General features: G+C 55.8%; 11 protein-coding genes. All 11 read right to left on the bottom strand.

The window, feature by feature from the left end; all coding sequences use genetic code 11:
- Window positions 1-10: 10 nt before the first annotated feature.
- Window positions 11-865, bottom strand: a complete 855-nt coding sequence (locus NZ823_14590) for a DUF4412 domain-containing protein (GenBank protein MCS6806356.1) — start codon at window positions 863-865, stop codon at window positions 11-13.
- A gap of 553 nt (window positions 866-1,418) precedes the next feature.
- Window positions 1,419-2,063 carry a peptide-methionine (S)-S-oxide reductase MsrA gene (gene msrA / locus NZ823_14595; GenBank protein MCS6806357.1) on the bottom strand — a complete coding sequence of 215 codons (645 nt, stop codon included), beginning with the start codon at window positions 2,061-2,063 and terminating at the stop codon, window positions 1,419-1,421.
- A 63-nt stretch (window positions 2,064-2,126) separates the two neighbouring features.
- Window positions 2,127-2,747 (bottom strand): 2OG-Fe(II) oxygenase, encoded by a 621-nt coding sequence (locus tag NZ823_14600; protein MCS6806358.1) that lies wholly within the window; start codon window positions 2,745-2,747, stop codon window positions 2,127-2,129.
- A gap of 29 nt (window positions 2,748-2,776) precedes the next feature.
- Window positions 2,777-3,352 carry a nicotinamide riboside transporter PnuC gene (pnuC, locus tag NZ823_14605; protein MCS6806359.1) on the bottom strand — a complete coding sequence of 192 codons (576 nt, stop codon included), beginning with the start codon at window positions 3,350-3,352 and terminating at the stop codon, window positions 2,777-2,779.
- Between the two features lie 335 nt (window positions 3,353-3,687).
- On the bottom strand, window positions 3,688-5,364 hold the full coding sequence (locus tag NZ823_14610; protein ID MCS6806360.1) for an isovaleryl-CoA dehydrogenase: 1,677 nt from the start codon (window positions 5,362-5,364) through the stop codon (window positions 3,688-3,690).
- Window positions 5,365-5,431: 67 nt separating this feature from the next.
- Window positions 5,432-5,911: an NUDIX domain-containing protein gene (locus tag NZ823_14615; GenBank protein MCS6806361.1), complete on the bottom strand. Its 480-nt coding sequence runs from the start codon at window positions 5,909-5,911 to the stop codon at window positions 5,432-5,434.
- A gap of 219 nt (window positions 5,912-6,130) precedes the next feature.
- The gene (locus NZ823_14620; protein ID MCS6806362.1) at window positions 6,131-7,696 is read right to left on the bottom strand and encodes a fatty acid--CoA ligase; all 1,566 of its coding nucleotides are present in this window, start codon (window positions 7,694-7,696) and stop codon (window positions 6,131-6,133) included.
- Between the two features lie 94 nt (window positions 7,697-7,790).
- Window positions 7,791-7,946: a hypothetical protein gene (locus NZ823_14625; GenBank protein MCS6806363.1), complete on the bottom strand. Its 156-nt coding sequence runs from the start codon at window positions 7,944-7,946 to the stop codon at window positions 7,791-7,793.
- A gap of 25 nt (window positions 7,947-7,971) precedes the next feature.
- Window positions 7,972-8,514 carry a hypothetical protein gene (locus NZ823_14630; protein ID MCS6806364.1) on the bottom strand — a complete coding sequence of 181 codons (543 nt, stop codon included), beginning with the start codon at window positions 8,512-8,514 and terminating at the stop codon, window positions 7,972-7,974.
- 78 nt (window positions 8,515-8,592) lie between these two features.
- Entirely contained in the window at window positions 8,593-11,151 is a 2,559-nt protein-coding gene (locus tag NZ823_14635) for a carbohydrate binding family 9 domain-containing protein (protein ID MCS6806365.1), read from the bottom strand.
- Window positions 11,148-12,032, bottom strand: a complete 885-nt coding sequence (locus NZ823_14640; protein ID MCS6806366.1) for a M23 family metallopeptidase — start codon at window positions 12,030-12,032, stop codon at window positions 11,148-11,150. Before NZ823_14640 ends, NZ823_14635 begins: the two co-directional genes overlap by 4 nt.
- Window positions 12,033-12,437 lie beyond the last annotated feature (405 nt).

The raw sequence follows: 12,437 nt of genomic DNA on the forward strand, positions 1-12,437 counted from the left end.
GCAGCCAAGCTTATTGTTGTTCGCCCATGGCCGACATGCTGAGTTTCTTGTAATCGGCTGGCACGGTGAACAGGGCATCGTCCAACTTTTTCCGCTCGATCTTGGTGGCTTCCATGGTCATTGTGACCTTGCCGCCTTCAGTTGCTGTGATCTTCAACGGAAACGCGCCGCCCGACAAGAACTTGACCCATTCGGGATGAGCTGCGGCAGCCGCCAGCATCTTCGGACTGAACATGAGATTCTTCATCGGGCCGAAGCCGCCTATCTTGCTGCCCGTGCCAAAATAACCGAGTCCCTTGGCGACACACATGTCAATCTCTTGCTGGTCGCCCATGAGCCAGTGCTCACACTGATAGCCGGCGATTGTCTCGGTCTTACCCGTTGGTGTGAGCTTAGGAAACTCGAACTCTTTACTCTCTTGATCCGCAGCGCCCATTTGTTCGGCCATCTTTCTCATCTCTTCGAGGTTCATGGTCACGTACATTTTCTGTTGCGGAATGAGCGTGGTCATTTCCCCTTTGGCCATGTCCATGAGCATCACAGCCTGAGCCTCAGGCACATCGCCCATATTCGTCTCCATACGAGTCCGCTCGCCTTTCAGATAAAACGTCATGCCCATCGGTTGTGCTCTGTCAGGAGTGCTCAGTTTCATCTCGACCAGCCCTTCAAATTCGCCTGCGCCTTCAATGGCATGTTTGACAGCCGATGTCACTGCTGATGTGGTAGACGGCGCGCCAGAGTCCGTTTGCTGATCGCTCTTGCAAGCACTGGCAAATGCCGCTGTCATGATGAGAACGATGAATAAGCAGACCGTCCGCAGCAGATGAGTCGCGGGCGTATAGTCAATCGCGCGTTGTTGAAGCATGAGAATTCTCCTTTTCGCGGTAATTCAAATACACAGCGACGTGATTATATCCGGTGAGTCTTCGTTCGACAAACGTAACATGGGCCTCGCCGCTCGTTAACCGGTCAGCCGTTAACGAGCGGAAGCAGGCGCAAACGATCCGAGCGGCAACGGTGCCGCGGAACTATTCACACAACGACGACAGTCGTCCGGCAACTCAACATGAAACACAAAGGCACCAAGTATCACAGAGTCTCTCCCCTTTGTTTGCCTGCTCAGAAAAAGTGGCACAGGCGTTTCTGCCTGTGCGCCATTATCATGATCTGTGGCGTGCGGAGCTGATGGGCGATTCCTGACTTTTTCTTGGAGTGTGCCGGCAGAGCGAAGCGGCGACGGCGCTTTGTCACTTGAAAATGAACACTTTCATGCTTCGTGGTGAACGTAAGTTCATGGACGACTCCCTTAAAAATAACCATTTTCATCCTTCGTGGCGAGCTGTTGCATATAGGCGATTCTCTTGTAGCTTCGGCCGCTCATCTTTCGCAGTGATCATGCTGCTCATGAACGTTGCTTTTTACGGCTTGGCCTGATCCCATAGCTCCCGCAATCGGGCGTCGCGGCCACACCCGTAGCGATAGGATTTGTACCTCACGGGGTTTTTCTTATAAAAATCCTGGTGATACTCCTCAGCCGGATAAAAAGTCGTTGCAGGAACAATCTCGGTATAAATGTTCTTGAATCGCTGGCTCAACTTCTGTTTGGATTCTTCGGCCAGTCGCTTTTGTTCTTGATCGTGATAGAAAATTGCTGAGCGGTATTGCTTGCCCACATCGCAAAACTGCCGGTCTTTCACTGTCGGATCAATGTTACGCCAGAATACATCGAGCAACTCAGCATAGCTGATTTTTGTTGGATCGTAGAGAATCTCGACGGCCTCAGCATGGCCAGTATGACCGGCTGAAACTTCCTCGTAGGTTGGGTTTTTCTTAAACCCGCCGGTATAACCGGACTTGACCTCAACCACGCCATCCAATTGTTCAAATGGCGGCTCCATGCACCAGAAACATCCACCAGCGAAGGTCGCTTTGGCAAGCGGCTTGCCGCTGGCTAAGGCTTGTTTGCGAGCCTGCTCCAGGTGGTTGTTTGTAGATGTCGAATAACTATAGACGACCAATGCGCCCAGCAGGGCAAGTCCAAGAGCGAGATACAGTTTTTTCATAGCCAATTCCTCAGCTCAATGAGATATCCAATAAACACGCGTCATACCGAGCCGAACATTCTTTCAGGCTTGCAGGCGCAGCGACCGGCGACGGAACCAACCCGTCAGGCTCAACCGCATGCGCGTTGCCGGCAACACTTCATGGTAAATCGTGTCGCTGCGAAACACAACCAATGTGCCGGCCTGTGGCAATACATCCACGAATCGCTGCGGCTCGTCTTGGCACGGGTAGAGTCGCAAGGCGCCGCCAGCAGCCTCAGGCCAATCAATGTTCAAATAAAGCGATGTCGAAATGAGACGCGCATCGTCGGTGCGAAACCGATCCAGATGCTTTCGGTAAAACGCTCCCGGCGGATAGACTGCATAATGTGCCTCCAGTTCCCTCAATCCCACAAACAACGCCTGATTCAACGCCTCTTTTAATTGTTCCATCTTCATCCAGTACGATGTTTGCGCCGGCGTCAACGCATGTTCGTCCAGCCATCGGATGAAATCTCCGCGAATCTCTGAACGAACCTGTCTCTGTGCGTCTCGTCCGATTGCTGCTTGTAGGAAAAGACCGTTGCGCCACCCGTGCCAGGCCTCGCAGGCCAGGGCTTCAATCTCGGCCATCGAGAAAAGCTCGCGGCTGACTGCCCAATGCTGCTCGGCAAGTTGGTCTATGAGGGGAGCGAATAACCCCACCGGTGTTGAGCCTCCCTGATAGGATATTGCTACCCGGACGCAGGCTCGGTTTTTTGAAGACTCTTGAGCCACTCCCAGTACCCCATCACCGCCATGACAAACAAGATTACGTACAATGTCGCTGAAGGGAGCATCGCTTGACTCACAAACATGCCGACATAGACGACGTTGACCCCGATCCAAAACAGCCAGTTTTCAAGATATTTCTTGGCCAGCATCCACTGCGCAACGAGGCTGAACGCAGTGGCTGCCGAATCCCAATAAGGCAGTGCTGCGTCCGTGCGCCATTTCAGAAACGTTCCTAACACAACAGTCCCGACCAAGCCAAGCCCTGCGCATATCGTCAATTGACGATCACCGACACGGCGCACCGGCAATTTCGTATGTCCCTCGCCGCCATAGAGCCATTGATACCACCCATAGAACTGCAATGCCAGATAGACGGCTTGTAAGCCCATATTGGCGTAGAGTTGCGCTCGCCAGAAGACATATCCATAGAGCGTCACCGCCACAGCGCCAACCGGCCAACACCAGATGCTACGCGCCACAACCAGCGCCACGTTCAACAGCACAAGCAGGGCAGCGATGATTTCCAGTCGGCTCATAATCGTGCGATAGTCAACCTCACGGATTGGGCAACGCGCGTCAGCCAGGCGCTATCGTTGATGAAACAACAATAGCGGGCCGGCCATATAGGATTTTGCGTGTAATGACACTCAAGCTCACCGGTGCATAACACTAATTAGGCAACCGGCTCCATAGGATTTTGCATGTAATGACACCCTGACTCTCTGACCAACTCCAGGGGCATCGCCATTGACGTCGCGCCGGTGTGATGAAGGCTCCCGAACACCTGCTAGACCGCGCTCCTCATACGATTGATTGCAGATGACGCCGCGCCAGTATGACGAGGGCGTCGGTCAGGAATCAACTTCCTTTACTACGATGCAACCGCCATCGGCCAGGCGCGCGCGATGATCTGATTGAATTCCACGCTCGCCGGCAATGTCCCATACAGATGATGGCTCTGATCGCCGAGTCGCGACGCGCAGAATGCGTCGGCCACATAGGACGGGCTGTGTCTGAGCAGGAGCGAACCCTGCAACGCCAGCGCCATCAGGCCGGTGATGCGCCGCGCCCGCAGCTCAGCATCTACTTGATCGCGCACCGCGTCGCGCATTTGATCAATCACTGCATCGAGCCGTGCATCAGCGCCGCGCGCACGTTCCACTTCTTCGATAAACGCTGGCCACGCCTCCGGCTCGCGTCGCAGCGCCCGCAGGACATCGAGGCAAATGACGTTGCCCGAACCTTCCCAGATAGACGAGAGTGGCGCTTCGCGATAGAGCCGCGCCATGATAGATTCCTCGACGTAGCCGTTGCCGCCCAGGCATTGCAACGCTTCGTAGACCATCGCCGGCGCGCGTTGACAAATCCAATACTTCAGCACGGCGGTGGCGAGGCGGGCAAAGACGCGGGCGCGAGGATCATCTCGACTCTCGTCGTAGGCGCGCGCTAGTCGTAACATGCTGACGGTCGCCGCTTCAACTTCAATGGCCAAATCGGCCAACACGTTTTTCATCAGCGGCTGCTCAATCAACAAACGTCCGAAGGCCAAACGATGCGCCGTATGGTGCATCGCTTGAGCCAACGCCTGCCGCATACCAGCGACTGAACCGATAATGCAATCGAGCCGCGTGTGATTGACCATCTCGATAATTGTGGCCACGCCGCGACCATCCTCGCCAACCATCCAGGCGAGCGCTCGATGGTACTCGATTTCACTCGACGCATTTGAGCGATTGCCGAGCTTGTCTTTCAATCGCTGGATGAAGAGCCGATTGCGCGTCCCATCGGGCAACCAGCGCGGCAACAAGAAACACGATAAGCCGTTGTCTGTTTGCGCCAGCGTCAAAAACGCATCGCTCATTGGCGCCGAGCAAAACCATTTGTGGCCGGTTAATTCATAGGCCTGCCCTGGCCCTGAGGCTCCAACTGGCACGGCGCGCGTGGTGTTAGACCGGACATCAGAGCCGCCTTGTTTTTCTGTCATTGCCATGCCGATGAGCGCGCTCTTTTTCTGCTCAGCAGGAATGAAGCGTGGATCATATTCAGTCGAACGCAGCCGCGGTTCCCAGATGGCGGCCAGCTCCGGTTGGCGACGCAGCGAAGGCACGCACGCAAAGGCCATCGAAAGCGGGCACTGCGTGCCGTTTTCCACTTGTCCAAACAGATAGAACATCGCGGCCCGCGCCACATGAGCGCCTGCCCGCGTCTCTTTCCATGGTAGGCAGTGCAACCCGTGCTCCATGCCAATTTTCATCAACTCGTGATACGCCGGATGGTACTCGACTTCATCAATCCGATGACCGAATCGGTCATGCGTTTTCAGCACCGGCGTATTCTTGTTCGCTTGAAAGCCCAATTCGATAAGATGCGGCGTGCCCAACAACGCGCCAAAGGCGCTGATCGTTTCACTGGCCCAACCGGCGCCTTCGCGTTGCACGCCTTCTTTCAAGGCGCAGTCCTGTTCAAAAAGATTGTAATTCTCCAGCTCGGGCGGCTGGTTCTGAACTTCGTGCGTTGCAATCAGCGATGATACTTGATGAGTCGTCATCAATGCCTCCTAATAAAATTGCATTGTGGATTGACCCGATTGCGGGTTGATCTCGTTGACGCCGATCTCAGTTGACATCGCCCAGATATACCACCGCGTCAGCCGCATCGGTTGACGCCAGATACGGGATCAACGCGCGAGGATAAAAGCGATATGAAGCAAGCGACGCCAACGGAAGCCACTTGACGCCGGTTTGCTGGGAATCGGCTGCTGCTCTCGGATTCGGTTCCTCTCCCGGCATCAATTCACACTCGAATATCAATTCGACTTGGTGCTGCTCGGCGTCTTCATCGGCGAATTCGTGATTCTTGCCGATGTAATCCCGCACAAACCGCAGGCGACCAACGCGCACATCGCAGCCGATCTCTTCGCGGCACTCGCGCCTGAGCGCGCTCACCAAATCTTCGCCATGCCGCTGGCCGCCGCCGGGCAGCAGGTACCATTCTCCGACTGGATCAACATTGACCGTCACCAACACATGACCGTCGCGCGTGATCAACGCGCGGGCAGCCGTGCGAATCGGTTTCTCTGCCGGCTCCCACATCATCAGCCTTGATGCTGAAAAATTCGGCATGCAGGCAGCAGCGTTGTGCTCATCACGGACAACAAGCCCAATCAATCCCACGCGCTCACGTCATCTTGAGCTGAATGGAACCAGCGCCGTCAGCTCGGATTCAACCCCTTCAGGCCGTTTGTCAATTCACCTCTGTTCAGCCCTTGGCTGGTAATCTCTATCGAACCGGATTCAACCCACTCAGGTTGCCTGTCAATTCACCTGCCGCTCACGACCAGCCCAATAGGGAGCGCGCAGTTCGCGCTTGAGAATTTTACCTGAAGCGTTACGCGGCAATGCCTCGACGAAATCTACCGATTTAGGCGCTTTGTAGCTGGCAATATGCTGTTTGGCGAAGGCAATCAGCTCATCAGCAGTGACTTCGACGCCAGCCTTTTTTACAACAATGGCTTTGACCGCTTCACCCCATTGTTCATCGGGCACGCCAATAACGGCGACATCGGCAACTGCCGGATGGTTGAACAGCACGTTCTCGACTTCTGCCGGATAGATGTTTTCGCCGCCGCTGATGATCATATCTTTGACTCGATCGTGAATGTAGAGATAGCCGTCTTCATCCAGGTAACCCGCATCGCCGGTGTAAAACCATCCGTCTCGGATAGCATGCGCAGTTTCTTCTGGCAAATTCCAATAGCCTTTCATCGTCTGAGGTGAGCGCGTGATGATCTGCCCAACCTGACCAACAGGAAGATCACGGCCTTCGGCGTCAACAATACGAATTTCCACCGTGCTGAACGGCTTGCCACAGGAACGCATCCGAGGAGTCCCGCTGGGATCATGATCCGCCGGCGGCAGGAACGTAATCGCGCCCGTCGTCTCTGTCAGTCCATAGACCTGGCCAAAACCGCAGCGGAAAACGTTCATCGCGCGGCGCAAGAGCTCCAGCGGCATCGGCGACGCGCCGTAGGAAATCAGTCTGAGGCTGGATAGATCGGTCTGCTCAATCTCCGGCGTCTGTAACAGAAACAGTATGACGGCTGGAACCAAAAACATCTTGTTCACGCGATGTCTAGCAACAGCTCGTAAAATCTCAACAGGAATCACCTCACGGAGGATCACATTCGTACTGCCGCCGTACAAGCCCACCAATCCGTAGCCGAGGCCGCCAATATGAAACAGTGGCATGCACACCAGATTGATGTCTTCAGCAGTGACCAATTGAAGCTCGTTGACGCCCGCTGAAACCAACGCTAACAAATTATCGCTGGTTAACTGCGCGCCCTTGGGTCGGCCCGTTGTCCCACTGGTGTACAACTGAACAACAACGTCTGAACCTGTCACGGTGACCTGCGGCTCATCCGAGCTTTGCCGCGCGCGCCAAGCTGCATAGGATTCCCAGGGTGTGGATGAACCTTCTAGCGCGATAATCTTCTGCACGGTGGGCCAGGCAGAACTCGTCTTGTTGACGATGTCACAGAAATCAGCTCCGACAAATAATAGACGCGCTTGAGCGTCGTTCAGAATGTACGTCACTTCTTGCGGCGCGAGTCGCCAATTGACGACGACCAGCGTCTGACCAGCTTTGGCGGCGCCAAACAGCAGCTCGAAGACCGCGTCCGTATTCTTGCTCAACACAGCCACGCGACTGGCCGGCGGCAATCCCTCACTGAGCAAGCCGTTGGCCACCTGATTGGCCCGACGGTCAAGCTCGGCATAAGTGGTTTGATTCCCCTCAAACCATAATGCGATTTGGTCAGCGCGTTTCATTGCGTGCACGCGCGTCAGCTCGGCGAGGAGTTGCACTTGTATACTGCTCATAGTGTTCCTCCACGAAATAATAATCAGCCATCAAAACCGGGCCAAACCGATCAACGTGCAGTCCCGACGGCTGAATCCTGATTGACGTTGGATGTCACCGCTCTGGATGATTGACCGCCGATTGCAGCCGGCGTCCTGACCTGGCTTGCCGATGCTCATCGAGTATGCCTCTGGCCAGCCAGCCGATGAGACCACCCAACAACGCAGCGATCAGCAAACAAACGATGATTTGACTTGCAATGTACCACATAACCGGGCTCCTTTTGACTGTGGCATCATTGTTCAACAACGACAATGCGATCGTAGACGTTCATCCCCGAACCAAGCAGCGACGCGGCACGCTGAATGACTTGATGCTTGACCTGGTGGCTCGGCGCTTGGCCACTGATTGTCACGCCGTATTCGCTAATCAACAGGCTCGGCGCATTGATATGGCTCAGCACGTCTGTCAGGATGGCCGGCACAGCCACGAGCCAATCAGGTTGCTCAAGACGACGGTTCACCTGAATCTTGGCGATGACACGGTCAGGTCCGACAACATCCTCGGCGCGTGTCATCAGGCTGGCACGGATTGTCTCGCTGGGCATGCGTCCTTCAAGCACCAACTGATCGTTCACAGCTCGGACATACAAGGCCGGCGCTGAGCCCACACTGATCAACGACGCGCCTGCTTGTTGCACGATCAGTGGCGCATAGTGCAGGCTCGTCCACACACACAGCAGGGCTAAGACGAAAAGACAGATCAGCAACAGAACCTTCTGGCTGACTATCCGTTCCCCCATAATCCCCTGTGATTCCGCTGCAGTTTGACGTTTCATTGTGGCGCGGCCCGAAACGGAAGTCAAACGCACGAACGAAAACTTCTCAGGCCAGCCAATGCGGCTCAGCGATGCGCATCAAAAACTGCGGCGCAGCAGGTACGAGAGTTTCACGAAAAAGGTACGACGATTGCGTTGAAACTGCGGCTCGAACGCGCCGGTGAACGGGTTAAACCCGTTGTAATTGATGTCATCGTTGTAACCGGCGTAAATGGCTGTGCCGGGATTCGGCGTCCAGCCGAAAAGGAACTGACCCCGCGCATTTGCCGTCAGCGTTTCATAATCAATGCGCGTCCGCACAAAGGTGAATCGAGTGAATTGATAGGTTGAGCGCCATGAGAAGATGTGCGTATCGAAAGCCACGCGTCTTGTATCATTGCGTGTCAGGTTGCTCCGCGTGTAGCCGAGCTCGGCGCTCCAGCTCTCCGAGGGTTTCAGTTCAAGCTCAGCTTCCAGATTGAATGCCCGACCTGGTCCGGGATCAAGCGAAGCCTTCGGATCAGCTAACGCAGCCGGACTCACGCGCGGGAATCGCCGACCGGCTCCAAAGTCGAAATCGAATTGATTCCAACTGTAGCCGACGGAGATCTCGCCATTGAACTTCTTGCTCGGATTCGACCTGAACGAAGCGGACACGCCGCGTTGATAGGCGGCGCGCTCGGCGTCAGGCCCAAAGAAAGCGCCCGCCTGCGTCGCGCTCCGTTTGGGCCCAAACTCTTCTTCAAACAGCCGCTCGTAGCCGACAGTGCCTCTCACGTTCACATTCGTGTTGCGTTGCAACCGAAGGTTGAAACTACTGTGAGTGCCCCAACTCTGTAGCCGGCCTTGAAAGTCGAAATCAGCGCTTAGGAAATTGCGCCACGATTTCTCGATGATCGTGGCCGTGGCATTCGGCTCTGAACTCAGTCGCAGCCCGGTCGTCCAATCATTGGTGTTGGTGCGCCGCGTGAACCCGACATCCGCTCGGTAATCCCGTGAACGGCCAAGCCCGTTGATGAACCACCCCAGATGACGAGCCGTGTAATCGTACGTCACCTGATAGGCCAGCGCGTGACCGTCACGGTAGACGCGCCGATTCGTGTCCGGATCATAAAAGAAGCGTCGCGACGTCGTGCCCAGCACTTGAAAGCCGAATACGGTCTTGTCATCAACCTTGAAGCGCCCGTCCAGCCCGCCCAGGTGATTATGTCGCTCGATGAAATTGTAACTCGTGCCGAGCAACCCGATTTCTGATTCACGGCCAATGTCTCGTTTCAACCGCAGCACGCCGATCGTGGCGTTTTTCCCCAAAAAGCGTTCGATGCGCGGGCGCAGCGCCGGATCATTGCGTTCGTCCTCGCTGAAGCTGCCAGGCGCGTTATCCGAAGCCAGCATAAGGCCAAACGTGTTTCGACCTCGCTTGCCCGTCAGCTTGACGGCTACATCGGGATCAATGATGCTGCGCGTATTGACGGCTTGCAGCGGCGATTGAAAAATTTCGACGCCTTCCAGAAAGAACGGTCGTTTCTCCGGATAGAAAATAGGAAATCGCTGATTGGCAGTGACGACGGTCTCATCGGCTTCGATTTGAGCAAAATCAGGATTAATGGCCGCGTCCAGTGTCACGTTAGGCGATAGACTGTACTTGACCGTCACGCCGAGATCGCCCTTGACAGGTTCATTGACAAACCGCCCTGAATTGGACAGTCCCGGATTGTTCGCTGAATCAGCCCCAGCGGCAGGGCGCACGCGCCGCCCCGTTTCCGAGAGCGTCAGGCTGGGCACGATTTCCAATGTGCGTTCGGTATCAATTTGCTCCAAGCCAACCAGCTTCGCCGCTTGGTTGAGCGTGCCGGTTCGATCGCGCGAGATCGGCAGCCACGAACTCAGCTCATCGTTGAACCGATCAATGTTGCGCACCACGTGAAAGCCCCACACTTTGTCTTGGCCTGCTTGGTAGCGCAGCGACTTGAACGGCACAGCCACCTCAACCGTCCAACCATCAGCCGTGATCTGCCCCTTTGACTCCATGACGATGTCCACTGTGAAATCCGGACCGCGACCTTCCGTAAAAATGCCGTCTTGCTGAATACCATACGGGTTGAACGCGAGCAGATAGGCGCGCCGTTGGTCGTTAAACGTGTCCAGATAGACGCGAACGTTATCTTCGCCGAATACATCATCACGCTGGGCAACTGTCGCGCGAATCTTATCAGGCTCGTCGAAACAGTAAAACGCCATGTACAGATGACGCGCATCGTAACCGAGGTAGACTTGCGTCGGCTTGGACGGCGCGATGTTGTCGCCGGGAGAAATCTGATAGAAATCCGTCAACACGACGGCCGTTTTCCACGCCTCATCATCCAGTCGGCCATCAATCGTCGGCGGCGTTTGGAAACGTGGCACGCGAATCGGTCGAGCCTTTTCTGGCGGCAGCACGATCACTGACCCGTCAGCCCGTCTGACTTCTCTGGTTTCTGATGCGCCGCGCTCCGGTGCCGCGTCAGCCGGCGCCGTCTGCGCTCCGACACCAGCCGGGGAGCACCATAGGGCAAGCAACACAACCAACGTGTTGACGACTCCTACTCGATATGGCCGGCTTGCCCTGGCCGCCCGCAACCTGCCACTCCACATAACCAATTTTTTTAGCCGGCTCATGGTAACAGCAGCTCCAGCAGCGTCGCCGGATTCAGGTACATGCCTTGCCAGCGCACACCTAAATGCAGATGCGGGCCGGTGACACGCCCTGTCGCGCCGCTCAACCCGATGATTTGTCCACGCGTGACGCGATCCCCTTCCTTGACGTTGAATGCAGACAAGTGCATATAGAGCGTCAGCAGGCCCTGCCCGTGATCTATCACCACGCAATTGCCCTCGAAGAACAACTCCTGGGCCAAGATGACTGTCCCGCTGTTCGTGGCGGCAACGGGCGTGCCGATTGATGCTTGATAATCCACGCCCTGATGAATGCTCTGACGCACACCATTAAATGTGCGCTGCGCGCCAAACACGGCCGTGATCGCTCCGCTCAGCGGCGCCGTGAAACGCCCTGACCACTGACGCTCGGCGGTGACGCGGTCAAACACGTCGCGCTTGAGCGCCTGTTCTCGCTTGACACGAGCCAGCGTCTCAGCGTCTAGCTCCGTGTACTTTCTGGGCACGGTCAACTTGCGAATCGGATAGTAGGCCTTGCCGACGGAGACCACCTGATCAAATTCCACACGCTTGCCTGTGATACTCACACCGGTCAAGCTCAACGTATATCGCCCCGGCTTGGTATCTATATCAACGCCGGCCACGCCATACCACGTCTGATTGTTCGGGTCCTCATCGAAGAAGACCGTCCGCCCAAACCAGCTTCCACGGAGCGATTTGAGTGGCTCAGCCGGCATCACACGAAACAGACATGGCGCTCCGTTGACTAACGTGGCCGGCTCCCAGCGAACAACTGGCGTGGCAGAAGGCTTCGCCTGCCACACAGCACCATTGAATCCTGGCACAACCAGTATGCCAATGAGCGCAACAATCAGTTTTTTCATATTTCATCGAAGCGACATGGCGCTCGCACCATGAGATCGTCAATTGTCGTTGCTGTCCTCATGCAGACAGCCGCAAGACGCCGCTCGCAATATGAGATCATAAATCGTTGTTAGCCTTTTTGTGAACCTGTTATTTGACCTCGCGCCGATTCTTCCATGAACTCTGCCGCGCTGCCACGATCACGCTCCGAGCCGCACATGCCTGCCGCCTTGCGCGCCGCCATATCGTGGTCGCCGACTGAACTTGGGTGTGCGTAATCGGACCGCGGCGGTAAGCAGATCATTGAGGGTGCAAGGCCATAAGAATTTGCCACATCGGCTTGCTCGCTCGCGCATGGACTGATGGTGAGCCGACTAAAATGTCGGCGTTGGTTGCGCTCCACTTGGTTGCCGCTATGATGAACC

The sequence above is a fragment of the Blastocatellia bacterium genome, from assembly GCA_025054955.1.
Lineage (GTDB): Bacteria > Acidobacteriota > Blastocatellia > HR10 > J050 > JANWZE01.

Excerpts from the sequence above, each read along its gene's own strand:
- NZ823_14590 (MCS6806356.1), bottom strand. The coding sequence starts at position 865 with ATGCTTCAACAACGCGCGATTGACTATACGCCCGCGACTCATCTGCTG.
- msrA (MCS6806357.1), bottom strand. The coding sequence starts at position 2,063 with ATGAAAAAACTGTATCTCGCTCTTGGACTTGCCCTGCTGGGCGCATTG.
- pnuC (MCS6806359.1), bottom strand. The coding sequence starts at position 3,352 with ATGAGCCGACTGGAAATCATCGCTGCCCTGCTTGTGCTGTTGAACGTG.
- NZ823_14610 (MCS6806360.1), bottom strand. The coding sequence starts at position 5,364 with ATGACGACTCATCAAGTATCATCGCTGATTGCAACGCACGAAGTTCAG.
- NZ823_14615 (MCS6806361.1), bottom strand. The coding sequence starts at position 5,911 with ATGATGTGGGAGCCGGCAGAGAAACCGATTCGCACGGCTGCCCGCGCG.
- NZ823_14620 (MCS6806362.1), bottom strand. The coding sequence starts at position 7,696 with ATGAGCAGTATACAAGTGCAACTCCTCGCCGAGCTGACGCGCGTGCAC.
- NZ823_14625 (MCS6806363.1), bottom strand. The coding sequence starts at position 7,946 with ATGTGGTACATTGCAAGTCAAATCATCGTTTGTTTGCTGATCGCTGCG.
- NZ823_14630 (MCS6806364.1), bottom strand. The coding sequence starts at position 8,514 with ATGAAACGTCAAACTGCAGCGGAATCACAGGGGATTATGGGGGAACGG.
- NZ823_14635 (MCS6806365.1), bottom strand. The coding sequence starts at position 11,151 with ATGAGCCGGCTAAAAAAATTGGTTATGTGGAGTGGCAGGTTGCGGGCG.
- NZ823_14640 (MCS6806366.1), bottom strand. The coding sequence starts at position 12,032 with ATGAAAAAACTGATTGTTGCGCTCATTGGCATACTGGTTGTGCCAGGA.